Source organism: Nocardiopsis moroccensis (assembly GCF_055763695.1).
The window spans coordinates 4,152,569-4,174,935 of sequence record NZ_CP199747.1 but is presented as its reverse complement, the minus strand read 5'-3'; the positions used below and the strand labels follow the sequence as shown (position 1 = coordinate 4,174,935).

General features: G+C 70.0%; 20 protein-coding genes, 1 tRNA gene and 1 pseudogene. 11 read left to right on the top strand and 11 right to left on the bottom strand.

Annotation, left to right across the window (positions count from 1 at the left end; translation table 11 throughout):
• Positions 1-27: 27 nt before the first annotated feature.
• Together ACUKCB_RS18555 and ACUKCB_RS18550 are read left to right on the top strand one after the other, a co-directional pair.
• A tRNA-Thr gene (locus ACUKCB_RS18555) sits at positions 28-100 on the top strand.
• 100 nt (positions 101-200) lie between these two features.
• Positions 201-576: pseudogene (locus ACUKCB_RS18550) on the top strand (transposase family protein); the annotation flags it as partial.
• A 9-nt stretch (positions 577-585) separates the two neighbouring features.
• Here the strand turns inward: ACUKCB_RS18550 and ACUKCB_RS18545 are convergent.
• A complete protein-coding gene (locus ACUKCB_RS18545; RefSeq protein WP_473036871.1) occupies positions 586-810 on the bottom strand; it encodes a DUF397 domain-containing protein in 225 nt (74 codons plus the stop codon).
• A 216-nt stretch (positions 811-1,026) separates the two neighbouring features.
• Positions 1,027-1,893, bottom strand: coding sequence for a helix-turn-helix domain-containing protein (locus ACUKCB_RS18540; protein ID WP_473036870.1), 867 nt, complete (start codon positions 1,891-1,893; stop codon positions 1,027-1,029).
• Positions 1,894-2,349: 456 nt separating this feature from the next.
• On the opposite strand from ACUKCB_RS18540, the gene ACUKCB_RS18535 reads away from it, so the two are divergent.
• Positions 2,350-2,574, top strand: coding sequence for a hypothetical protein (locus tag ACUKCB_RS18535; RefSeq protein WP_473036869.1), 225 nt, complete (start codon positions 2,350-2,352; stop codon positions 2,572-2,574).
• Positions 2,575-3,532: 958 nt separating this feature from the next.
• On the opposite strand, the gene ACUKCB_RS18530 is transcribed toward ACUKCB_RS18535, so the two are convergent.
• Positions 3,533-6,142 carry a glycoside hydrolase family 9 protein gene (locus ACUKCB_RS18530; RefSeq protein ID WP_473036868.1) on the bottom strand — a complete coding sequence of 870 codons (2,610 nt, stop codon included), beginning with the start codon at positions 6,140-6,142 and terminating at the stop codon, positions 3,533-3,535.
• A 100-nt stretch (positions 6,143-6,242) separates the two neighbouring features.
• A complete protein-coding gene (locus ACUKCB_RS18525; RefSeq protein ID WP_473036867.1) occupies positions 6,243-6,812 on the bottom strand; it encodes a TetR/AcrR family transcriptional regulator in 570 nt (189 codons plus the stop codon).
• A 100-nt stretch (positions 6,813-6,912) separates the two neighbouring features.
• On the opposite strand from ACUKCB_RS18525, the gene ACUKCB_RS18520 reads away from it, so the two are divergent.
• On the top strand, positions 6,913-7,824 hold the full coding sequence (locus ACUKCB_RS18520) for an alpha/beta hydrolase family protein (protein WP_473036866.1): 912 nt from the start codon (positions 6,913-6,915) through the stop codon (positions 7,822-7,824).
• Positions 7,825-7,907: 83 nt separating this feature from the next.
• Here ACUKCB_RS18520 and ACUKCB_RS18515 read toward each other — a convergent pair whose 3' ends face one another.
• On the bottom strand, positions 7,908-8,102 hold the full coding sequence (locus ACUKCB_RS18515; RefSeq protein WP_191276188.1) for a DUF1918 domain-containing protein: 195 nt from the start codon (positions 8,100-8,102) through the stop codon (positions 7,908-7,910).
• Positions 8,103-8,232: 130 nt separating this feature from the next.
• Here ACUKCB_RS18515 and ACUKCB_RS18510 point away from each other — a divergent pair, with 130 nt between their 5' ends.
• From ACUKCB_RS18510 to leuE, 6 genes are all read left to right on the top strand, one after another.
• A complete protein-coding gene (locus ACUKCB_RS18510; RefSeq protein ID WP_473036865.1) occupies positions 8,233-8,439 on the top strand; it encodes a hypothetical protein in 207 nt (68 codons plus the stop codon).
• A gap of 202 nt (positions 8,440-8,641) precedes the next feature.
• Entirely contained in the window at positions 8,642-9,451 is an 810-nt protein-coding gene (locus tag ACUKCB_RS18505) for a DsbA family protein (RefSeq protein ID WP_473036864.1), read from the top strand.
• Between the two features lie 5 nt (positions 9,452-9,456).
• Entirely contained in the window at positions 9,457-10,374 is a 918-nt protein-coding gene (locus ACUKCB_RS18500; RefSeq protein ID WP_473036863.1) for a cytochrome c biogenesis CcdA family protein, read from the top strand.
• A gap of 108 nt (positions 10,375-10,482) precedes the next feature.
• Positions 10,483-10,860: a BlaI/MecI/CopY family transcriptional regulator gene (locus tag ACUKCB_RS18495; protein ID WP_473036862.1), complete on the top strand. Its 378-nt coding sequence runs from the start codon at positions 10,483-10,485 to the stop codon at positions 10,858-10,860.
• Positions 10,857-11,804: a M56 family metallopeptidase gene (locus tag ACUKCB_RS18490; protein ID WP_473036861.1), complete on the top strand. Its 948-nt coding sequence runs from the start codon at positions 10,857-10,859 to the stop codon at positions 11,802-11,804. Before ACUKCB_RS18495 ends, ACUKCB_RS18490 begins: the two co-directional genes overlap by 4 nt.
• A 122-nt stretch (positions 11,805-11,926) precedes the next feature.
• On the top strand, positions 11,927-12,625 hold the full coding sequence (leuE, locus tag ACUKCB_RS18485) for a leucine efflux protein LeuE (RefSeq protein ID WP_473036860.1): 699 nt from the start codon (positions 11,927-11,929) through the stop codon (positions 12,623-12,625).
• A 90-nt stretch (positions 12,626-12,715) separates the two neighbouring features.
• On the opposite strand, the gene ACUKCB_RS18480 is transcribed toward leuE, so the two are convergent.
• Together ACUKCB_RS18480 and ACUKCB_RS18475 are read right to left on the bottom strand one after the other, a co-directional pair.
• Positions 12,716-14,341, bottom strand: coding sequence for a nucleotidyl transferase AbiEii/AbiGii toxin family protein (locus ACUKCB_RS18480; RefSeq protein WP_473036859.1), 1,626 nt, complete (start codon positions 14,339-14,341; stop codon positions 12,716-12,718).
• Between the two features lie 102 nt (positions 14,342-14,443).
• The gene (locus ACUKCB_RS18475; RefSeq protein WP_473036858.1) at positions 14,444-15,034 is read right to left on the bottom strand and encodes a TetR/AcrR family transcriptional regulator; all 591 of its coding nucleotides are present in this window, start codon (positions 15,032-15,034) and stop codon (positions 14,444-14,446) included.
• Between the two features lie 81 nt (positions 15,035-15,115).
• Here ACUKCB_RS18475 and ACUKCB_RS18470 point away from each other — a divergent pair, with 81 nt between their 5' ends.
• Complete coding sequence (locus tag ACUKCB_RS18470; RefSeq protein WP_473036857.1) at positions 15,116-15,988, top strand: oxidoreductase; 873 nt, start codon at positions 15,116-15,118, stop codon at positions 15,986-15,988.
• 82 nt (positions 15,989-16,070) lie between these two features.
• Here ACUKCB_RS18470 and ACUKCB_RS18465 read toward each other — a convergent pair whose 3' ends face one another.
• The 4 genes from ACUKCB_RS18465 to ACUKCB_RS18450 form a co-directional block, all read right to left on the bottom strand.
• Entirely contained in the window at positions 16,071-18,593 is a 2,523-nt protein-coding gene (locus ACUKCB_RS18465; RefSeq protein ID WP_473036856.1) for a penicillin acylase family protein, read from the bottom strand.
• 149 nt (positions 18,594-18,742) lie between these two features.
• The gene (locus tag ACUKCB_RS18460) at positions 18,743-19,768 is read right to left on the bottom strand and encodes a hypothetical protein (protein WP_473036855.1); all 1,026 of its coding nucleotides are present in this window, start codon (positions 19,766-19,768) and stop codon (positions 18,743-18,745) included.
• Between the two features lie 82 nt (positions 19,769-19,850).
• Complete coding sequence (locus ACUKCB_RS18455; RefSeq protein WP_473036854.1) at positions 19,851-20,906, bottom strand: nitronate monooxygenase; 1,056 nt, start codon at positions 20,904-20,906, stop codon at positions 19,851-19,853.
• Positions 20,907-20,997: 91 nt separating this feature from the next.
• Positions 20,998-22,278 (bottom strand): MFS transporter, encoded by a 1,281-nt coding sequence (locus ACUKCB_RS18450; protein WP_473036853.1) that lies wholly within the window; start codon positions 22,276-22,278, stop codon positions 20,998-21,000.
• Positions 22,279-22,367 lie beyond the last annotated feature (89 nt).

Below are 22,367 nucleotides of genomic sequence, written 5' to 3'. Positions count from 1 at the left end.
CGCACCGGGGCCCGCCCCGGACGGTCGGCCGACGTAGCTCAATTGGCAGAGCAATCGCCTTGTAAGCGATAGGTTAGGGGTTCAAGTCCCCTCGTCGGCTCTCTCTTTGCCTGACCTGGGACAACACTCCAGGCGAGATCGCTACTGACTAGCGTCGACGCCTGGAGAGCTATCGCCTATGGGTGCTCGGCGTGTGGCCTGGACCGCCCCTGTCTCTGGTGGTCTCCGGAGCCACCACCCATGATCAGGCAGGACCTCCGGCCTCTGGTGCAGAGTGTCCAGCCGATCCGGTCCCACCCTTGGCCGCGGCGGTGCGAACCGGCCCAGCCGCACGGCGATAAGGGACACGACTGACCACCTGTGCCGCTGGCTCCGCGAACCGAAGCGCACACGCCGCTTGGCCCGCAAGGGAGCGGAGTCCTTCCAGCGGTTGGGGCGGCACCGGTGTCATGTCGAGCGGCCCTTGGCCTGGCTGGCCGAATGCCGCCGCCTTCGCCGCTGTTATCAGACGATTATTTCCTGGCCTTCACTGGCATCTCCCACAGGTTGTTCTGTTGCCGCAGGCCCGCCAGATGAGATGAGTGCTTAGGAGTGTAAACCCTTGCTCTCTTGGTGTTGAACCTGCATGCGGCAGGCAGTCGATACCAAGCGCATCCACTCTCCCCCGGATACGCCAATGCTCCCAATGTGTCTATTCTTCGAGTCGCGGACGAAGGCATCGCCGTCAAAGCAAGCGAACTCCACGCATTCTTCGGGATTCGAGTGACTGCTTGTGCGCCAAGAAATATTCGCACTACTGCTCTCCGGCATTCGCGCTCCTTAGGGGGAATATGGGGAAGCGGGACTTTCAGTCCACCCTTACCTATACCCACCCGTCGAGATCGTCCATGCATGGTGGGGCAGAGAAAGCAGGTCTGAAGCGAGTGGGACTCTGTGGCGCATGTTGGCTCGTGTGCTGCGAGGGGCTGACGTTCCCCTTGGAGGTTCGAGCAGTCCTCGGACGGTGCCCCACCGCGCCTGATGGAGTTAGGTGGCCAGAGATTGCTGAATATTTTTCAGCAGGTCGAGTGAATCAAACTTTCCAAGAGCGTAGTTGCTCATCAGGTCGCTGAAATTGTCTTTGCCTTTGCTTATTTCTTCTGGGTCTGAGGTGGTGGCGCAAGAATCGACTGACTCCTTGAAGAGGATGTCTTCAAGGTCGTTCGTGAATGTAAGAATCGTGAACGGCTGTGACATCCCAATGGTCCAGTCGGAATTTTGGGGAATGATGTGGAGTCGGATGTTTTGATCTTTGGGTAGATTTATCAGGTGCTCGATCTGCCTTCGCATGATGTTCGGGTCTTCGGATTTTCCGACATGGCGTCGAAGTGCTGATTCGTCAATGATGTATGTTTCTTTGGGGGGTTGAACTCGGCTGCGGAGATTATTCTGACGCTTTTGTCGGAGATCTACGATTTTTTCAATGACTTCTGGTGCCCTGCACGCGGTAGTGAGCACGCGAGCGTATTCGGGAGTCTGCAGCAGGCCGGGTACCACGGACATCTGTACCTGGCGGATCGAGTTGGACCCGGCCTCAAGGCCGACGAACCTCAGGTAGTCACGGCTTACGTAGGATCGGTAGCTCTTCCACCAAGCGGGCTGGCGTGCACCGTGGCCAAGGTCGACGAGTTCGTCCCCGATCGGGGTGTCCAGTACGCCGTATCGGCGCAGAAGTGCTTCCAGCTCCGTCTTGGGTAGCACCTGTTTGCCGGTCTCGAAGCGCATCATCTTGTGGTACGACCACCCCAGGTCGTCTGCCACCTGAGCCTGAGTCAACTCCTGGGCTTTGCGCAACTGGGTGAGCCGACGGGTCAGCTGTGCTTGCTGAACTGCGGGTCCGCTGTCCGAGGTCATGATCGTCCTTCCGGTTCGATACCTTTGGTGCCACCTTGTGAAGTGATACGTGGCAGGATAGGTATCGATAGGTTCATGGTGCTCTGGTGTCTACGCCGTTAGAAGGGGGTTATGCGTGTAGACCGCACCTGGGGGGAGCCTAGTGGCACGCTGCCATCTAGCACATATGGTACATCTGGTACTTGGAGCGGCCTCGGTGGGGTGGGAGACCCCTGAGTTCCACCGAGCGCGAGCAGGCAACCTGGAGGGCACACCCTCCCTCACGGTGGCCTCCTCCCGCAGCCCCTCCCCGAGCTGGCTCGCCACCCACGCTCGTTCCAGGGGTACAGGCAACGCCGCGTCCCTTCGAACTCCAGTTCGCTCTCTTGGCTTGAAGCCGTCGAGGCCAGCGACGTCGTTTCCCTGATCCGGAACGACGCCGCCGGCGTAGCCGTCTACTAACAGAGAGGAACTCGGATGAAGAAGCGCCGTGTCTGGTACGTGGGCCGCCACCGCAAGAAGCTGGGGTCCTGGGAGGTGCTCGGGTTGGCCGCTCTCTTCTTGGTGAGGCCACTCCTCATCGGAGCTGTTTCAGGCCTGGTCCGAGAGGTGGTCGGGCAGGATCTCGACCTTCAGGAGGTGATCGGATCGATTGAGTCGCTGCTGCCGGGCGGCGGCAGAGGACCCCAGGGGGGCCACTGAGAAGCGGCCTCCACCTGAGGTCCCGCGAGACGAGACCGCGCTCTAGTTTTCGCAGACCTGACGCGGAATCGTCCGTCTAATGCCCCGTGGTGCCTTGCGGCGCTTTGCCTGAGAGAGGCGAGCGACCCCCAGTGCCACGGGGCTCACTTACCATAACTCTCCGCTGGGCGCTGTCGATTCCACGTTTTTCTCAGAAGGGATCGACGGCGCCTTCGGCGTCGACAGATGATGACGTCGGGGCAGTGGGATCGAGTGTGGGTGCCGCGCTGCACCCCTGATGCGGTGTTACTGGCAGGTAGGCTACCGTCCTGCTGGATTTGGGACAACAGTACTACCTATTTTTTGGTGTCCAAAACCGGGGAATATTGGCTTATGGTTACGTTTCGTGTTGGGATCGACACTCTTGGGGTGTTAGTCGAGTCGTGTTTGTGCAGCTAGATCCCTAGAGCCCGCTCTTGGTGTGCCACGGGGCCTACCAATCGGTCCTTCCACTATCGGCCATTCAGGTTTGCCTCCAGGTGACCGAAACCCACGTTTGGGTGGGTCTGTTCTCCCGAGGTGCAGTGCACGAACGGACAGCGCAGTGACGGCTTCGTTGTGGTGCATCACACTTACGGGACATGACAACATAGTTCGCTACCTGGTACAGGACTCTCTGAGACTTTTTACGAAATCAACTGGGTCTCCTGGTGTCAGGTTCATGGGGCCCTTGGGGATGGTCCGTGTCTCGCCGCACGGGGACAAGGTCGCCCCTGCGCTGCTGTGGCTGGACTTCGTCCACGTCCTCACGGGCTTTCCGCCAAGAATCTCGGCTGCGGAAGTGAGGCCGACGGAGTTCCCTGCGCTCCGCCGTGCCCGGGACCCCGGACAGCTCGGCGTCGGCCGGGACGGCCCGCGACCGTGTGCCCGCTCCTGGGAGCGGGCACACGGTCGCCTCGGGCGGGGCCGGTGCGGACGGTCAGCCGCAGACCGTGCCGTTGAGGGTGAACCGTTCCGGGGACGGGACGTGCTCCGACGGGTTGTGGCCCACGAAACCGAAGGTCACCTCACCGCCGGCCGGGATCACGGAGTTCCAGTCCAGGCCGCTGGCGGTCACCACGCGCCCGGCCTGCGCGAGTTCCGAGCTCCACGAGCGGTCCACCGTCTGCCCGCCGGGGAAGGACCAGTCCAGCTCCCAGCCGCTGACGGGCTCGGTCCCGTTGTTGCGGACGGTCACCTGGGTGTTGAACCCGCCTGACCAGACATCGTGCGTCGAGTACTCCACCTCGCAGTCGGAGGAGGCGGGTACGGCCGCTGTGCCCTGGTCGGCGACGAAGCCGGACACCCAGGCCAGGGTCGAGTTCCAGTTGATCGTCAGCTCGTTGGTCGCCCACGCGTCGATGTGGTCGATGTAGCAGAACTGCGGCGCGCAGCCCTCCAGGTTGGCCCGGCTCACCGGGTCCCAGGTGCCGGTGTCGGAGTTGGGCCCGCCGGACAGGGTCCCCTTCGGCGGGTTGGGCAGGGCGGGGTCGAGCTGGTGGGCGTACCAGCGGCTGTGCTGGTTGACCGCGTCGTTGGTGCCGTAACCGGTGACGTAGGACTGGTTGAGCGCGTTGCGCCCCAGGACGTAGTCCATCCCCTCCAGCACGGCGTCGCGGTAGCGTTCGTCGGCGCTGATGTCGTACGCGGTGGCGAGCACGGCCATGTTGTTCAGGACCAGGTTGTTGGAGCCCCAGGCGAAGACCCCGCTCTCGGGGGAGTAGGCCAGGCCGTACGGGTGCTCGCGCACGTTCTCCAGGTACTGCTCGGCACCGTCGAGCACGGAGTCGCGCACCTCGTCGCGGTCGGCCAGAGCGCTGGGCACGGTGGCCAGCTGCAGGCGCCCCAGCGGCGCGGTCCAGCGCCAGTCGAAGCCGTCCGCGGTGAACACCTCGCCGGTGTGCAGGGCGGAGGAGGTGAACGCCTCCTCGTACTCCGCCCCGCCGGTGGCCAGGTAGAGCTCCGCGGCCGCCCAGTAGAACTCGTCGTCCACGTTGTCGTCGTCGTAGGGGCCGCCGCCCGCGCCCTCGGGGTCGGCGTAGCGCTCGGGCTCGGCCACGGCCGCCTCCCAGGCGGTCTCCGCCGCGGTCAGGCAGGTCTCGGCGAAGCCGGAGTCGTAGGGGGCGAACACCCGGGAGCACTGGGCCCCCGTGGCGGCCAGGTTGAGGGTGGCGGCGGTGGACGGCGGGTGCAGGTACCGGGGCTGCGGGTCGTCCGCGGGCATCATCGGCAGCCCCGTCCACTCCAGGTCGTGGACCTTGTGGTGGGCCATGCCGGCCAGCTCCTCGCCCTCGGGCACCTGCATGCTGAGCAGGAACTCCATCTGCCAGCGGGCCTCGTCCAGGACGTCCGGTGCCCCGTTGCCGCTCTCGGGCACCGCCAGGGCGCCGTCCCCGACCCGTCCGGGGTCTCCGGTCGGCGCGGTGTGGGTCCTCTCGTAGGCGCTCATGAGCTGGTGGACGGAAATGCCCCCGTTCACCACGTACTTGCCGTGGTCGCCCGCGTCGTACCAGCCGCCGGAGACGTCCAGTGAGTAGTCGCAGGGCGTGTCCGGGTGGCAGGTCACCTCGGTGTCGCCCTGATTCGGTTCGACACCGGTGTGACCGGCCGCGCGCCCGTAGCCGGGGGCGATCTCGTCGAGGATCTCGATGCCGCTGCGCTGCGTGTAGTAGAAGTTCAGCGAGTCCGTGGCCAGGGCGGCGTAGGGCTCGGCCGTGATGCCGAAGGGGTGGCTGGTCTGGCCGTCGGAGGTCAGCGTGTAACCCTCCCCCTCCGCGGTGAGGTGCCCGAAGTCGATGGTGTGCACGTTCTGCCCGGAGGTGGCGTCCGTGCCGCGGGGTGTGGACGTGCCCTCGGCGACGACTGTTCCGTCGGCGTCGGCGACCTCCCAGGGGAGGCCTTCGGCGGCCTCGGTGACGACCGTCGCCGCCTTGGGTCCCTCGGGCAGGTAGGCGACCTGGTTGACGCGCACGCGCGGTCCGGTGTCCGGCTCGTAGACGGGGGGTTCGGCTCCGCCGACGAGGGAGACCTCGTGCAGGCAGAACGTCCACGCCTGCTCGCTGCCGCCGATCTGGAAGGCCACCTGGGCGTCGTCGCGGTCGGTCGACGCGGTGAACACGTACTCGTGGGTGGTCGGCTCGGCGCTGAGGACCGGGCGCTCGTCGAGCTCGGTGCTCCAGGGGTCCACGGGCTCCTGTACGAGGGAGCGGATGGGGCGCCCCTCCAGGCCGGAGGCGGTGAAGGAGAAGCCGTAGGACTCACCGGCCGTCAGTGCGACGTCGTCCTGGCCGACGATCACCTCCCACGGGTCGCCGGTGCCCCCGGGGACGTCGACGCACAGGACCCCCTCGGCGGCGTCCATCTCCGCTCCGGGGCTGGCCCACCAACCGGCGGTTCCCTGGCTGAAGTCGCCGTTGGAGATCTGCTGGGGCGGTTCGTCGGCGTGGGCGGGGGCCGGGCCGAGCAGGCCCGCGGCGAGCGTTGCTACCGCGCTCAGGGCGACGGCTTTTCGAAGAGGCACGTGGTTCCTTCCGCTGGGGGGTGGCGGCATGGAGTGGGAGCGCTCCCAATAGTGTGATCATTGTTGTGTTCTGGCTCACGTTTGTCAACGGGGGCAACGGTGGCCGCCCCCTCCGGGTCGGGCCCTGTCGCTATGCCTCGCGACGGCATCCGGCGAGGAGGGTCGCGACCATGTGCTTGGCGTCGGCCCTGTCGTAGTCGGGGCCGGTGATGCAGAGGTTTCCGATGGCGCGCATGAGCGTGTAGGCGGTGATGCCGGGGCTGAGTTCGTCGGCGTCGGCGCAGGCGTCGAGCAGCGTCGCGCAGGCCGGGACCAGGGTGTCGAGCATGAGGGCGTGGAGCTTCTCCAGCCCTGGATCACCGGAGCCCAGGGCGGCGCTGAGGCCGTGCTTGGTCACCAGGAACTCCACGAACGCGTCCGCCCAGCGGGTCAGGGCGGTGAACGGGGAGGCCGATTCCTCCAGGAGCTGGGGCGCGAGTGCGGTGCAGGTGTCGATCTGGTGCCGGTAGACGGCGGTGACGAGGTCCGCCCGGGTCGGGAAGTTCCGGTAGATCGTGCCGACGCCGACGCCGGCGCGTTCGGCGATGTCGCGGATGGGGGCTTGGACGCCCTGGTCCACGAAGACCGCCGACGCTGCCGAGAGCACTCCGCTGCGGGTGCGCTGTGCCTGTGCCTGACGTACTCCGACCGGTTCCGGCACGGATCCTCCTTTGCTCGCGGAACAATGTTCCGCTAAGTTGGCGGAACGGCGCTCCGTCAAAGTATGGCAGAGCGATCCATGGAGAAAGCGCAGGTCTCCCATGTCTTCCAGCCACCTCGACCAGCGGATCGTCGCGGTCAAGCCCATCACCGTTCCCGCGCCCGGCCGCAGCCCCGACCTGCAGGTGAAGGTCACCGCCCCGCTGTTGGGACAGAACCTTCCCGTCATCGTGTTCTCCCACGGCAACGCATGGTCCCTGGACGGATACGAACCCCTCGTCGACCGGTGGGCAGCCGCCGGATTCATCGTCGTGCAGCCCACCCACCTGGACTCCCGCCGCAACGGCATCGCGTGGGACGACCCGCGCTTCGCCACCATCTGGCGCGTCCGGATCGCCGACCTCCACGCGGTCGTCGACGGCCTCGGCGACATCCTTCGCCAAGCCGGCGGCCTGGAGGCCCGCACCGACCATGAGCGCATCGCGGTCGTCGGCCACTCCTGGGGAGCCCAGACCGCCGGTGTGCTCCTCGGCGCGCGCGTGCTCGACGCTGACGGCTCTCCCGGAGAGGACTTCTCCCACTCCGCGGTCTCGGCCGGCGCGCTGATCGCCGCGACCGGAACCGGCGACACCCTCACCCCGTTCGCCGCCGAACACCTTCCGTTCATGAGGCCGGACTACTCCACCATGACCACCCCGGCCCTGATCGTCGCGGGCGGCAAGGACCAGTCGCAGCTCTCCACCCGTGGGCCGGAGTGGTTCACCGACGCCTACCACCTCAGCCCGTCCCCGAAAGGTCTGCTCGCCATCGCCGAGGGCGAGCACACCCTGGGTGGCCTCGCCGGCGAGATGGTCGCCGAGACCACCGACGAGGACCCCGCCCGCGTCGCCCTCGTCGCCGACGCGATCTCCGCCTACCTCCTCGACGCCTTCAAGCTCAACGACGATGCGTGGACCGCTCTCAACAACGCTGCTGCGACCGGCGACGGTACGTGGAGCATCACCAGCAAGTGAGCCCGGCCACGTGGCGGAGTCCCGGCGCGGGGCCGGGGCTCCTGTCCGCTCTTCGGTCGGACCGTAGCCGGTCCCGTTCCTTCTCAGTCCTGCGGTTCCCTGGGGTTCACCACGGTCTCGGGCCCCGGGTAGATGACCCGCTCCTCGCCGTCGGCGAAGCGGACCAGGTAGGGCGGGCCGTTGTCGGCCCCTCGGACCTCGATGATCTCGGCGTTGTGCTCGCCCTTGGAACTGGTGACCCCGTGCGTGTGCAGGCGGTCTCCGGCGGTCGCTCGCATCTGCCCTCCTGCTGTTCGACGACCGGCCTCCCCCGGGCCGGCCACAGTCGGGTGGTACCCGCGCCGCGGTCCGGATGAACCCTGTGGAACTGGTGAAACAGCGATCAACCGGACGTCCTACGATGTGCGGGTGAACAAGCTCTCCCCAGTCGTCGCGTTCCTCGTCTTCATGGGCGTGTTCGTGCTCTCGCGCACCGCCACCCGGGACTTCCTGGCCTCCTGGGTCGCCCTGGAGGGGGTGGTCCTCGGGCTGGCCTCCCTGGTGGCGTCCGTGCTCCTGGCCGCCCTCGCCGCGGGGGCGGTGCTCTACGTCTCCCGGCTCATCTCGGGGGAGTAGGCGGCGCCCGGCCGTCCCACCGGGCCTCCCGGCCCGGTGCCACGGGCCCGGTGGCAGGGCTGCCGCCGGGCCCGTGTTCTCTCCGGGGTCGTCTCCGGTTCCCCGCAGCGTCCCGGTTGCCGACTCCACGGAGTGCTGCCATTGATTTCTATCACCAATAGAATACTCTCTACCTGTCATAGAAAACGAAGACGGGGGCGGTATGCCGAAGGGCGAAGAGAGGTCCGGCGACTCCGAGCGGTCGCGCGGGACCAGGGGGCCGAAGGGCGCCCCGGGGACGAAGGACTCCGCACGCGGAACCGTGTCACCGCTGCTCCTGGGCGGCGCGGTCCTGCTCGCCCTGGTGGTCGCGGTGGCCGTGGGCCTGAACCTGGAGGGCGGCGGACGGACCGGGGAACCGGACGCGCCCGAGACCGCCTCCGCTGCCGACCGTGTCGACGAGGAACAGCGTGAGTGGGGCCAGGACCTGGCCCGCCGCACCGCCGACGACCCGATGGCCCTGGGCCGCGAGGACGCCCCCGTGGTCCTGGTCGCCTACTCCGACTTCGCCTGCCCCTACTGCGCGGCCTGGTCCCAGGAGACCCAGCCCGAACTGGTCGAACGCTACGTGGACTCCGGTGACCTGCGGATCGAGTGGCGGGAGTTCCCCTACCTCGGTGAACTGTCGCAGACCCTGTCGGCCGGAGCGGTCGCCGCGGGTGAGCAGGACTCGTTCTGGGAGTACCAGGAGGCCGTGTTCGAACGTCAGGAGGACCTCAAGTCCGCCACCGATCCGGACGGGGTCCTGCAGGAGATCGTCGAGGAGCTGGGCCTGGACGGCGACCGGTTCCAGGAGGATCTGAACTCGGACCGGAGCGGCATCGCCGTCAGCCACGACTTCGTCGAGGGCCAGCAGATCGGGGTGAGCGCCACCCCCGCCTTCGTCATCAACGGTGATCCCGTCATGGGTGCGCAGCCCCTCGACGTGTTCCTCCGCAGCATCGACGCGGCCCTCGCCGCGGCAGGGGAGTGAACACCGTGGACATCGGGTTCGTTGCCGCGGTACTCGGCGGGCTGCTGGCCCTGCTCAGCCCGTGCAGCGCCCTGCTGCTGCCGTCCTTCTTCGCCTACGCCTTCCGTGACCCGGGGCGGCTCCTGTTGCGTACCGGCGTCTTCTACACGGGCCTGTGCTTGACCCTGGTCCCGCTCGGAGCGGGTTCGGCCATGGTGAGCGTCCTCTTCCACGGCCACCGCGACCTGCTCGTCAACGTGGCGGGCGGCCTGCTCATCGCCTTCGGCGCCGCCCAGATCCTGGGGCTCGGCTTCACCTGGGGCGTCCTGGCGCGGGCACAGAGCCGGTTCGCGGGCGGCAGGGGAAACCTGTCCGTCCTGGGCCTGGGCGCGGTCTACGGCCTGGCCGGGTTCTGCTCGGGGCCGATTCTCGGGGCGGTGCTCACAGTGGCGGCGACCGGAACCCCGGGCCGCGGCATGCTCCTCATGGCCGCCTACGGGCTGGGCATGGTGCTGCCGATGTTCTTCCTGGCACTGCTGTGGGACCACTACGATCTGGGGCGCCGCCGCTGGCTGCGCGGCCGGACCGTGGAGATCGGACCGCTGCGCACGCACACGAGCGCGCTGCTGTCCGGGGGACTGTTCGTGGGGATCGGTGTGTTGTTCACGGTCTTCGACGGCACCGCCTCGATGGTCGGCCTCCCCGGCACCGGTTGGATGGCCGGGGTCGCCGACCGGGCCCAGGTGCCGCTCGCACGGCTGGGCGGCTCGACCGACCTGGTGGCCCTGGCGGCCCTGGCCGCGGCGGTCGCCCTGGTGGTGGGCGGTTCCCTCCTGGCCCGGCGCCGGAACCGGGCCGGGGCGGAGACCGGGCGGGACGCGGGGCCCGACGACCCGGAGGCCGCCGGGACCGCGGCCGAGGGGGCAGCCGGACGTGCGGAGTAGGAGCACGGTGCCCGTGGCGCCGACCGCCCCGGCCGCCCGGCCCGGCGGCTGAGCGCCGTGCGGGGATGCCTATTCTTGGACGGACAAGCGCACGAGGAACGGTGGGCCATGAGTAACACGGCTTCCGGGCTCGGATCACTGGAGTCCGCGGTCATGGCGGTCCTGTGGGCCGCCGGGCGTCCGGTGAGCGTGCGCGAGGTGGTCGAGGGGCTGGCCGACCGCGAACCGGCCTACACCACCATCTCCACGGTTCTGGAGAACCTGCGCCGCAAGGGCTGGGTCGACCGGGAGCGCACCGGTCGGCTGTGGTTCTACCGCGCCCTGCGGGACCGGGCCTCACACGCCGCCGACCGCATGCACGGCGCCCTGGACGACAGCGGGGACCCCCGGGTGGCCCTGCTGCGCTTCGTCGACCGGATGGACCCGGACGACCTCGACGTCCTCCGCGGGCTGCTCGCCGACATCCCCCGGACCGAGGACCCGTGACCTGGTCGATGGCGGCGCTCGCCGCCCTGGTGCTGTGGAGCCTCACAGGCCCCCGGGCGCTGCGCGCCCTCCACCGGGGCCTGGGCGCCACCGCCCGGACGATGCTCACCCTGTGGACGCTAGCCACCGCCACGTGGCTGCTGGCCTGCGCCGCCCTGCTCGCCACCCTGGCCACCAGGGTGATGGGTCCCGGAGTGAAGGCGCTGGTCTCCGCCTGCGCCGACCTGTTCCAGGCGGTGCAGCAGAACGGTGCGCAGAACGGGCTCGCGGTCGCGGGACTCCTCGGCGCCGCGGGGCTGGCCCGGCTCACGTGGACGGCCGTCGGACGCCGCAGGGTCCGGGCCGCCCGACGCAGGGAGTACGCCCGGGCCCTGGCCGCCGGAGGACGGCGCCGCACCCTGCACCTGGAGCGGGTCTGGCTGGTGGAAAGCCCCGAACCCGCCGCCTACTGCGTACCCGGCCGCGGGTTCGGTATCGTGGTGACCAGGGGAGCCGTCGACCGGTTGGCCGGGCCCGAGCTGCGCGCGGTCCTCGCCCACGAGCGGGCCCACCTGAATGGCCGCCACCACCTCCTGGTCACCTGGACGCGGCTGCTCGACACGGCCTTCCCCGGGGTGCCGCTGCTCCGCGCCGCCGCGGGGGCGGTCCCCGAGCTCGTGGAGTGGGTGGCCGACGACCGGGCGGCCGGGGAGGCCGGACCGCACGCACTGGCCCATGCCCTGGGGATCATGGCGGCCTCGGGTGCGGACGGTCCCGAACCCGCCCTGTCGGCATCGGGCGCCTGCCCGGTACGGCGGGTGCGCCGCCAGGTCCGGCCGGCGGAACCCGCCGCCGGCTGGGCCGCCCACGCTGGCGCGACGCTGTTCGTGGTGCTGCCGCTGGCCCTGGCGGTACTGGCCACGGTGCTCAACGTCGCCGTGCCGCCGTGCGAATGCGTGGGCTGAGGACGCGGGCCGGAGCCCGCCGGAAGGTGCCCTCGGCGCATCACCCGGCTGCGGCGTCCGCTTGGTCACAAAGTAGGGGTCGGGGGTGCCGGCCACCGGTGCCCGGATGAAAAACTCCGCCCATGCTCGGTATCACTGACCTGCCCACCTACCTGGCAGGACTCGTCCTGATCGTGCTCCTGCCGGGACCCAACTCGCTGTACGTGCTGTCCGTCGCGGCACGCGGCGGAACCCGCACCGGGTACAGGGCGGCCGCGGGCGTGTTCACCGGCGACGCCGTGCTGATGCTGCTCGCCGCGGTCGGCGCGGCCTCGCTCCTCCGAACCACCCCGTTGCTCTTCACCGTGGTGAAGTACGCCGGGGCTGCCTACCTGGTCTGGATGGCGATCGGGATGCTGCGGTCCGCCTATGCCCTGTGGACCTCCCGGCACCGGTGGGCCGAGGAGCAGCGGGCCGCCGACGCCGCTGCGGACACCGCCGCCGTCTCCGCGGGAGGTGCCGGGCCGGGCATCGGCGGAGCGGAGCGCCCCTTCCGCCGGGCTCTCGTGGTCTCCCTGTTCAACCCGAAGGTGATCCTCTTCCTGATCTCCTTCTTCGTACAGTTCGTCGACCCCGCCTACGCCTACCCGGCACTGTCCTTCCTGGTGCTGGGCCTCCTGCTGCAGTTCGTCAGCCTGCTCTACCTGTCGGTGCTGATCTTCAGCGGGACCCGGCTGGCAGCGGCCTTCGGGCGGCGCAGGCGGCTCTCGGCGGGCGCCACCTCCGCGGTCGGGGCCCTGTTCCTGGGGTTCGCGGTGAAGCTGTCCGTCAGCAGCGCCTGACTGTCCCTCCGCGCGGCGGTCGTCGGCGGTGTCCGAGCCGTCCGCCCGCCGGTACCGGACCTGCGGCCCGGCGGGCCGACGGGTCGCGCCCTAACCCTCCGGTGCCCGGCGCGCCCGGGCGAAGACGGGGGCGAGGGCGGCCTCGAAACGGTCCAGCCAGTCGTCGAGGCCGCCCTCCACCCACGGGCAGTCACGGACGAAGTGCGCCCACTCCTGTGGGTCGCAGCACCCCTGCCGGCGCAGGTAGGCCTCGTCCACCAGGTCGGCCTCCGCGCCCATCTCCGGGCGGAGCACCCGCATGAGCAGCTCGTGCGGGAGCGGGTGGGCCTCGGCGAGCAGGACGGCGTCGTAGAGGTCCTTGCCCTGGGGGTACCTGTCGGTGCACAGCCACAGCACCTTCCACGCCAACGACAGTTCGGGGCCCGCGGCCAGCACGGGGACGTCCCCGAGCACGGTGGTCCGAGGGGCTTCGGGCAGGGGCTCCTGGAAGACCACGTCGATCTGGACCGCGCCCGGCGGCAGGGCCGCCTGCGGGCCGGTCCCGTGCACCCAGGGGATGACGAGCCGTCGTCCCGAGGCGCGCTCGTAGGTCCAGATGCTCTCCCGGCGGGTGTGCGCCACGTCGAACACCAGCCCCGTGGGGGGTTCGGCCTCCCCGACCGCCATCACCAGGTCGTCGAGCATCCGTACCGAGTCGTGGTGTTCGGCCGACCTCGTCTCCGGCAGGGTGACGAAGTCCAGGTCGCGGGCCCGGCGGGCCCGGTCCCCGACCCACAGGGGCATCGTCGCGCTGCCGCGCAGCACCAGGCCCTCCGACCATTCGGTGCCGGAGACCGCGCGCAGGACGTGCTCCATGGCCAGCCGGTTGGCCTCCCACCAGCGTTCGGCGAGTGCCGCGTCGGCGAAGGTCGGTTCGCTGGCCCGGTAGGCGTGGCTGAAGTGTTTCAGGGCCGGGTCGAACACCTGCTCCTGGGTGGCGTGCGGTCCGGCGGTGACCGGCAGGTGGGTGGACGGGTAACCCGTCTCGTACCGGGAGTAGCGGAACTGGGGCGGAACCTCCACCGGGGCCTCGTCCAGCCATCCCGCGTCCAGTTCGAGGGCGCTGTCGTACACGACGAACTCCCGCTCGAAGCCGATCACCCCGTTCTCTCCGCTGAAGGCGGTTCCCAGCCCGTACGCCCGCAGCTCTTTCAGCAGGGAGAAGTACAGCTCGTAGGCGACGTGTTTGTCCACGCCGGAACAGCGCTGGGTGACGAACCGTTCCTGGCGCCCGTCCTGTCGGGTGCGTCGGGCGTTGCGGGACAGCCGGGCCCGGTGCGGCGCGACCAGCCGGGAGAGTTCGCCGAGGTCGGCGTCGGCGGGCAGCAGGAGTTTGAGGTGGGTCTCGAAGTAACGGCCCGGTCCGAGCGCGAGCGCCTCCTGACGGTCGTTCGGTACGTCCGCGTTGTGCGGGGAGACCTCGAACTTGACCCTCGTGACCTCGAACCCGCCCTCGGCCAGGCGATCGCCCCAGCTCTCGGCGAGCGCGTGCTGTCCGCTGAGGGTGCCGTGGCCGTGGTAAGTGACCATCGGCTGCGAGGGGCTGTCCCCCCGGTCGAGTTCGATGTGCGTGAACTTGAGCCCCTGCTCGGCCGCCCAGTCGGCGGCGGACGCGATCTCGGCCTCACTCTGCGCGCGCAGGGTCAGGTGGGTCTCGAAGTCACCGGCGAATTCCATGGATTCTTCTTCTCTTGGAGGGATCTGGGAGTTTACGGCCTCCGGTGTGGACGGCGCACCCCGGTTTCGGGGCGTGCCGGGATCGCAGGGGTGCGGGGGACTTCAGGCGGTGCGCGGACTGAGGCCGGTCATCAGGAGGTGGACGACCTCCCGCAGGCTCTCGTCGACGTCCTCGACGGTGTTGTTGGCGCTGAACGAGGCGAAGCCGTGCAGGGTCGACGCCACGGTGAAGGCGATGGCGCCGGGGTCGCCCGCGGTGATCTCCCCGGTGCGCTGGCCCTCGGCGATGGCGGACAGGACGACGTCGAGCATGTCGCCGACGGCCTCGGCGAGCTGGTCGGAGATGTCGCTGTCGTGCTTGCGCGCGTACATCAGGTCCAGCAGGGCGGCGTTGGACAGCGCGAAGTTCGTGTAGGCGCGGGCCAGGGCCAACAGGTACGCCGCGGTGTCCGGCGTGTCCTGGCCGGCCGCGTCCAGCGCTGCCCGCAAACGCTGGAAACCGCTCAGTGCCAGGGCGTCGAGCAGGGCCTGCTTGTCCTTGAAGTGACGGCCCGGGGCCGCGTGGCTGACGCCCGCCTCACGGGCGAGTTCGCGGAGGGACAGCGCGGAGGGGCCGCGCTCGGAGAGAGTGCGCTCGGCGCTGTCCAGCAGGGCGGCGCGGAGGTCTCCGTGGTGGTAGCGACGGTCAGCCATACCGGCCAGCATAGACCGATGTTTACGTTGACATCATTGTTGTCATTGACAACTTTGGGCGGATGCCCCTACTTTGGCCCCATGAGTGAAAACAACGTCAGCCTGCCCGACCTGGCCGGCACAACCGCCGTCGTCACCGGAGCCAACAGCGGCCTGGGCCTGGAGACCGCCAAGGTCCTGGCCGGACGTGGCGCCCGCGTGGTCCTGGCCGTCCGCGACACCGGCAAGGGCGAGGAGGCCGCCCGGCAGATCCGAGGGGAGACCGAGGTCCGCCGCCTGGACCTGGCCGACCTGGCCTCCGTCCGTGAGTTCGCCGACGGATGGAAGGGCGACCTCCACCTGCTGATCAACAACGCCGGCCTCATGGCGATCCCGGAGTCCCGGACCAGAGACGGCTTCGAGACCCAGTTCGGCGTCAACCACCTGGGCCACTTCGCCCTCACCAACCTCCTCCTCGAACACGTCACCGGGCGGGTCGTCACCCTCTCCTCCGGGCTGCACAGGTCGGTCCGCGGCATCCACTTCGCGGACGTCAACCTGGAGGGCCGCTACACCCCCTACCGGGCCTACGGGCAGTCCAAACTGGCCAACCTGCTGTTCACCCTGGAGCTCCAGCGCAGGCTGGACGAGGTCGGCTCGCAGGTGCTGGCCACCGCCGCGCACCCCGGCTACGCCGCCACCAACCTCCAGAGCCGCAGCGGTAAGCCGTTCCTGGACCGGCTGATGCGGATCAGCAACCGGGTCCTCGCGCAGAGCGCCGCCGCCGGGGCCCTGCCCACGGTCTACGCCGCCACCCAGGACGTCCCAGGGGCCGCCTTCGCCGGTCCCACCGGGCTGTTCATGAACGGTGCCCCCGGCCCCTCCAACAGGAGCGCCGCCGCACAGGACCCCGCGGCGGCCCGACGGCTGTGGGACCTGTCCGAGGAGATGACCGGCACCTCGTTCCCGCTGTGATCGGGGCGGCCCCGGAAACGGAGAAACGGCCCCGGGGGCGGCGGGGCCGCCTCCGGAGCCGTTCGCCGGGCCGGGGTGGTGGTCAGGGGACGAGGGTGAGCTCGTCCGTGCCGGCCTCCCGGACCGCCTCCTCGGTCACCGCCCAGGGCAGGGTCTCGCCCCGCGCCCACAGCTCCAACTGGTCGTCGTAGTTGGGGTGGAAGGCGTGGCCGGAGTTGCCGGTCAGGTGGATCCACCTGGAGGAGTCCCGGTCGGCCAGGTCCACGATCATGCGCATGGACGGCACCGCGGTGATCTCGTACCCCTCGGCCGCGTTCCAACCCGTGGCGTTCACGATGCTCGAACCACCGGAGCTCTCGACCGGGCCGCGGTTGAACAGCCACTCCACCGGGCCGATCCCCGAGGTCCCGAACGATTCGTGGGTCGCGGTGAGGGTGTGCAGCTCGCCCCAGCGCCAGTCGGCCGGGGTGTCGCCGAGCAGTTCCGTGAGCTCGGCCGTCGCCGCCTCCATGGCCGCGGCGAGCACCTCGTCCCGGCCGTCGGCCTCGCTCCCCTCCCACCAGGTGGACTCGGGGTCCTCCAACAGCCGGGTCACCACGTACATGCCGCGCGAACTGCTGCTCATGTCGAGTTCGCCGAGCTCGTCGAAGAGCAGCGGCAGCAGGTGGCGCCAGGTGGCGTTGTAGAAGGCGGCCCCGGCGGAGTCGGGTTCGTTGAAGCGGTCCCAGTCCGCCAGCAGGGCCTGGGCCTCGGCGGCGGTGCCGTCGACCTCCACGTCCAGCAGGTGGGGGGTGATCTCCTCCGCCGCACCGTGGTGGGAGTCCATGAGGACGCGTTCCATGTCCTCCACGTCCACCGGCCCGTCCGCGATCGCCTCGTCGAGCAGGTCGTTGATGCGCTGGCTCCGGTACCCGTAGTCCCAGTCCGCGGTCAGGAAGTGTTCGTACTCCTCGTCCACGGCCGACTGGTTGGCGGTGACGATCACCCCGGACTCGGGGTTGAGCACGCTGGGGAGCTCGTCGAAGGGGATGTACTCCTCCTCCCAGTCGTAGTCCGAGACCCAGCCGGGGGCGGGCCAGCGGCCGTCGCCCTCGCCGCGAACCGGGACCAGACCGGGTGCCTGGTAGCCGATGTTGCCCTCGTTGTCCGCGTAGACGAGGTTCTGCGCCGGGACGTCGAACTTGCTCGCCGCCTCGCGGAAGCCGTACCAGTCCCGGGACCGGTTCATGGCGAAGAGGCCGTCGGCCACGGTGCCCGGCTGGAGCGCGGTCCACCGCAGGGACACCTCGTAGGGGGCGTCGTCGCCCCCGTCCGGGTTCTCGCCGATCTCGCGCAGGTCGGCGCCGGCCTCGGTGGTCGACAGGATCGGGCCGCGGTGTGTGGAGCGGACGGTCAGCTCGACGTCCTCGCCGCCGGAGACCGCGATGGTCTCCTCGACGATCTCCAACGGGCGCTCCTCGCCGTCCACCACGTAGTGGTCGCCCTCGACCTGTTCCAGGTAGAGGTCCATCACGTCGGGGTTGAGGTTGGTGAAGCCCCAGGCGATGGACTCGTTCTGGCCGATGACCACGCCGGGCAGGCCGGAGAAGCTGAACCCGCTCACGTCGAACGGGCACTCCTCGGTGAGCTCCGTGCAGTGCAGCCCCATCTGGTACCAGGTGGAGGGCATCGACGCGCCCAGGTGAGGGTCGTTGGTCAGCAGGGGGGCGCCGGTGCCGGTGTGCTCACCGGAGATGACCCAGGAGTTGGAGCCCAGGTCCGGACTGGTGGACGGGCCGAGGAGGTCGGGGACGGCCGCGTGGATGCCGGAGAGCCCCTCGATCGCCGCGAGGGCCTCCTCGGACAGTTCGGGGGCGCGACCCAGGTCGGCCTCGGGGGCGGCCCCCCGGTGCTCGTCGGTGTCGGTGATGGGGGCGTGCTGCCCGGTCGGATAGGCCGGGTAGAGATCCTCGATCATGTCCTCGTCGAGGCCCGCGGCGAGCAGCTGGGCGCGTTCGGTCTCCGCCTGGAGGTTGCCGCCGAGGTCCCAGGCCATGGCCTTGAGCCAGGCGAGACTGTCGGTGGGCGTCCAGGGCTCGACGGTGTAGTCGTCCGCGGTGACGCCGAGGAGTCCGTACTCCAGGCCGGCCTCCAGGCCCTCGTTGTCGTCGATCCAGGCATTCACCCCGGCCGCGTAGGCGTCCAGGTAGCGCCGGGTGTCCTCCTCCAGGAGGTCGTACTCCTGCTCGGCGACCCGGCGCCAGCCCATGGTGCGCAGGTAGACGTCGGTCTCCACCTGGTCCGGTCCGAAGAGCTCGGCCGTGCGGCCCGCCGTGACGTGGCGGCGGAAGTCCATCTCCCAGAAGCGGTCCTGCGCGTGGGTGAACCCCTGCGCCACGAAGAGGTCCTCGGCGTTGTCCGAGTACACGTGCGCCACGCCCCACTCGTCCCGGAGCACGGTCACCGGTGCGGCGAGCTCGGACAGGGACAGTTCTCCGGAGGTAGTCGGGAACGATCGTCGAACCGCCCAGACGCCAAGCAAAGACGCGATCAGAGCAAGAGACGCAACAGTGGCGACAAACCCCAGAAGGACACGAAAAAGGACACGCTTCCGCAATACACCCATGGCGGAACCATAAGGTGTCCTGGCTCACGTGCTCTAGGTCTCAGGCCTGGCGTTCCGAATTGTTACCAACTGGTAGGTCCTTCTTTGTGGGCAGACGGGCCTGGTCGGGGGGCTCAGCGGGGCCCGAGGGCGGGGGTCCGGGGGTCAGCTCAGGGGAGGTCGAACCCGGCGAGATCGCCGGTCCCGGTGAGCTCCAGGGAAGGGAGCGCGGCGAGCTCGTCCAGGATGCCCGCGCGCGCATCCGCCCACCGGTCCCGAAGGTCCGGGACGAAGCTGTTCCACGCCGGGCCGTCGAAGGCCGACTCGGTGTTCGCGGCGAGCGCGGCTGGGTCCCCGTCGGCGGGCAGGAGCCGGGTGGGGCCCGGTCCGATCCGGGGGTGGACGACCGTCCGGGCCGGAACGCGCAGGCCGGGGGTGGCGGAGGGGAACCGCCTTCGGAAGGGGACCGGGTCCACCGCGTACTTTCCGTACGGGGAGAAGGCATGGCCCTCGGGCTCCCCGGTGGCCCCGGCGATCTCCGCCAGCCCGGGGTACTTGGCGACCGTCCCGTAGCCCAGGTGCGGGTAGTCCGGCCACCCCGATGCCAGCAGGGAGCCGTCCGGCTGTCGGCGCACGACCGTCTTGTCGCCGCTCATGATCTCGTGGCCGTGGTGCTCGACCAGTTCGAGCAGAACCGTGCTCTTGCCCGAGCCCTTGGCGCCGACGACCAGTACGGCGGTGCCGCCCCGGTGCGCGGAGGCGGCGTGCAGGACCACCGCACCCCGGTTCTCCTGGTCCTTCAGGAACAGCTCGCGGAGCAGTTCGACCGGTTCCAGCGCGGTGTCGGGGGTGACGGTGACGTCGATACGGCGCGCGGCGGGGTCGAACACGAAGCGGGTCCCGGTCCGCACACACTCCGTGTACTCGCGGCCCCCGGCAACGGCAAGACGGGCGGGGACGGTGAAGAAGGCGCTCGCGCTCTCCCGGACGAAACCGTCGGTCCAGGGGGTCCCGGGAGGAGGCGGGGGTGCGGGTTCCGTGGACACGTGCAGGGTGGCCAGGGGGCCGGGTCCGCCCCCGGGGACCGGGCCGGAGGTGACGTGCGTCCCCAGGAACCGCAGAGTCTCGGTGAGGTCCGCTCCTTGAGCGGTGCACACGTCCACGTGGGTGTCGAGGTAGGTCAGGCGCAGACTCACGCGACGAACCTACCGGGGCCGCCCGCCCGCGGGCGGCCCCGGGCCCCGGAAGAATAGCCGGGGACCTCCGAAAGGCGGGCCCTCAGGTGTGCGGGGAGCCCCGGAACCGGGCGCCCGCCTCGGCGGACTCGGCGTACAACCGGGCGACCAGCTCGGCAGCGGGCAGTTCCCGGGCCTGGCGGAAGCCGGTGCCCGCCCACAGGGCCATGCCCTCGGGGTCGCAGGCCCGGGCCGCGGCGGCCCGCAGCGGCTTGGTCATGTGGTGCACCTCGGGGTAGGCGGCGGGGGCTCCGGGGTGTTCACGCATGAAGCGGTTGGTCAGGCCGCGCGCCGGACGTCCGGTGAACGCCCGGGTCAGAGCTGTCCCGGTGAAGGCGGGGTCGGTCAGAGCGTCCTTGTGCGGGGGTTGCGCCCCGCTCTCCGGACAGCGCAGGAAGGCCGTGCCGAGCTGGACGGCGACGGCCCCGCCCGCCAGGGCGGCGGCCACGTCCGCGCCGGTCATGATGCCGCCGGCCGCGATCACGGGCACCTCGACGGCGCGCACGACCTCGGGCAGCAGTTCCAGGAGGGGGCGGTCGTCACCGTTGGCGGGGTCGAAGGTGGCGCGGTGCCCTCCGGCCTCCACACCCTGGACGCACACCCCGTCGGCACCCCGGGACACGGCGGTACGGGCCTCGTCGACGGTGGTGACGGTGACGACCGTGGCCGACCCCGCCTCCCGCAGACGTTCCAGGACCCCCGCCGACGGGCAGCCGAAGGTGAAGCTCACGAGTGGAACGGCCGCGGAGGCCAACAGGTCGACCTTGGCCTCCCAGGAGTCGTCGTCATGCCTGGCCGGGCCGACCTCCACCCCGTGGCGGCGGGCATCCCCGGCCAGCTCGGACCGGTAGTCGGCGACCACCGGCTCGGGCGCGGGGGCACCGGAGGGAACGAACACGTTCACGCCGAACACGTCCGTCCCCAGGCTCCGGACACCGTCGATCTGCTCGCCCAGTGCTTCGGCGGACAGGTATCCGGCGGCGAGCGACCCCAGGCCGCCCGCCCCGCTCACCGCGTGCACCAGAGCGGGCGTGGACGTACCCCCGGCCATCGGGGCCTGGAGGATCGGACGCGCCCTCAGGAGTTCGGGCAGGTTCATGGTCTCTCGCTTCCCCCCACGTCAGCGGTTCCCGCCTCACTTGGGCCGCAGGCTAACAGCCGGGGACGGACCGGCCCCGGACCGGGCCGGTTCAGGGGCCCTCCCCGGCGTCCTCCCGGGCGTTGTTCCGCCGTACGGCCCAGGTGAAGTCCGCGGACTCCGGGAAGAGCCGGGTGAGGACCATGGCGGCCACCGCCAGCACGAGGGCCACCACGGCCAACGCGGACACGGCGAACGGGATCCCCCACAGCTCCCACAGCCAGCCGAAGGAACCGGTCGTGGCGACGCTCCCGACCAGGGTCGCCACCGTCATCGCCGAGAACATGGTGTTCCGGTTGGCGTCGGTGAACATCAACTGGCTCCACACCCCGGACAGCACACCGCCCAGACCGATCAGGAACTCCGCGACCACCAGCCCGGCGACCAGCGGGACCGCTCCGTACGCGGCCAGGACCAGAGGCAGTCCGATCCCCGTCGAGACCAGCGGCCCCCACAGGTGCGGGCGGTCCCGGTCCACCCAGCGCGCACAGGCCGCCCCCGCGGTCAGGGACAGGCTCATCAGCAGGAGCACCAAGCCGTTCAGGCGCACGTCCTCGCCGCCGTACTCGGCCAGCAGCATCGGCTGCCAGGCCACTACGAGCAGCATCGTGGCCACCATCAGGGACAGCGCCAGGACCACCTGGGGGACGAAGCGCCGGGATGCCACCAGGAGCACCGACTCGAGGACGATCGCGCTGATCCTCCGGTCCGGCCGGCCGGGGGTGGCGGGGAAGCACCAGGGGGCAAGCACCGCCAGCAGCAGTATCAGCACACCTCCCAGGGCGATCATCGTCTCGGCCGGCAGCCACGTCCCCGCCACCATCACCGAGGCCGCACCCAGCACCGAGCCCGTTCTGGCGGACACCGCACCGACCCGCACGATCCGCGCGATCCGCCGGCTCCGGTCGCGGTCACCGACCCGGTTGACCAGGATCGCGATGAGGGTGCCGGACTTCAGGGACGCCCCGACGTTGCCCAGGCACACGCCCACCACGGTCAGCGCGAGCCCTTCGGCGGTCCCGAGGACCACCAGACCCGTGCCCCACACCGCCAGACCGATCGTCAGCAGGCGGCGGTGCCCGTACCGGTCGCCCATGGCTCCGCTGGGCGCCTCCATGAGCAGGCCGAGGAGGTGGCCCGCGGCGAGTGTCGCTCCCACGGCCCACGGGTCGGCGCCGCGCGCGATGATCACCGTGACGAAGACGGCGCCGAACGCGAAGTCGGCCAGGGTGTGGACCGTCGTGTAGAGGCTGAGCCGGGCGAGGAGCGGGAACCCGCCGCCCTCGCCGCTCGGCGGTCGCGGGGGTTCTCCTGGGGAGGGGGTGGTCGCCATGGGCGGTCCGCTTCCGTGTGGACCCGTGTGCGGGCCGGTGGGATTTTGCCGACGGTAACAGCGTCCGGCCCCGTCACTCCACGTGTTTT

What these genes read in the sequence shown, in the direction of transcription:
- ACUKCB_RS18475 (WP_473036858.1), bottom strand. Translation starts at nt 15,034, where the DNA reads ATGGCTGACCGTCGCTACCACCACGGAGACCTCCGCGCCGCCCTGCTG.
- ACUKCB_RS18450 (WP_473036853.1), bottom strand. Translation starts at nt 22,278, where the DNA reads ATGGCGACCACCCCCTCCCCAGGAGAACCCCCGCGACCGCCGAGCGGC.
- ACUKCB_RS18455 (WP_473036854.1), bottom strand. Translation starts at nt 20,906, where the DNA reads ATGAACCTGCCCGAACTCCTGAGGGCGCGTCCGATCCTCCAGGCCCCG.
- ACUKCB_RS18505 (WP_473036864.1), top strand. Translation starts at nt 8,642, where the DNA reads ATGCCGAAGGGCGAAGAGAGGTCCGGCGACTCCGAGCGGTCGCGCGGG.
- ACUKCB_RS18480 (WP_473036859.1), bottom strand. Translation starts at nt 14,341, where the DNA reads ATGGAATTCGCCGGTGACTTCGAGACCCACCTGACCCTGCGCGCGCAG.
- ACUKCB_RS18535 (WP_473036869.1), top strand. Translation starts at nt 2,350, where the DNA reads ATGAAGAAGCGCCGTGTCTGGTACGTGGGCCGCCACCGCAAGAAGCTG.
- ACUKCB_RS18545 (WP_473036871.1), bottom strand. Translation starts at nt 810, where the DNA reads ATGCCGGAGAGCAGTAGTGCGAATATTTCTTGGCGCACAAGCAGTCAC.
- ACUKCB_RS18470 (WP_473036857.1), top strand. Translation starts at nt 15,116, where the DNA reads ATGAGTGAAAACAACGTCAGCCTGCCCGACCTGGCCGGCACAACCGCC.
- leuE (WP_473036860.1), top strand. Translation starts at nt 11,927, where the DNA reads ATGCTCGGTATCACTGACCTGCCCACCTACCTGGCAGGACTCGTCCTG.
- ACUKCB_RS18520 (WP_473036866.1), top strand. Translation starts at nt 6,913, where the DNA reads ATGTCTTCCAGCCACCTCGACCAGCGGATCGTCGCGGTCAAGCCCATC.
- ACUKCB_RS18540 (WP_473036870.1), bottom strand. Translation starts at nt 1,893, where the DNA reads ATGACCTCGGACAGCGGACCCGCAGTTCAGCAAGCACAGCTGACCCGT.
- ACUKCB_RS18530 (WP_473036868.1), bottom strand. Translation starts at nt 6,142, where the DNA reads ATGCCGCCACCCCCCAGCGGAAGGAACCACGTGCCTCTTCGAAAAGCC.
- ACUKCB_RS18515 (WP_191276188.1), bottom strand. Translation starts at nt 8,102, where the DNA reads ATGCGAGCGACCGCCGGAGACCGCCTGCACACGCACGGGGTCACCAGT.
- ACUKCB_RS18465 (WP_473036856.1), bottom strand. Translation starts at nt 18,593, where the DNA reads ATGGGTGTATTGCGGAAGCGTGTCCTTTTTCGTGTCCTTCTGGGGTTT.
- ACUKCB_RS18495 (WP_473036862.1), top strand. Translation starts at nt 10,483, where the DNA reads ATGAGTAACACGGCTTCCGGGCTCGGATCACTGGAGTCCGCGGTCATG.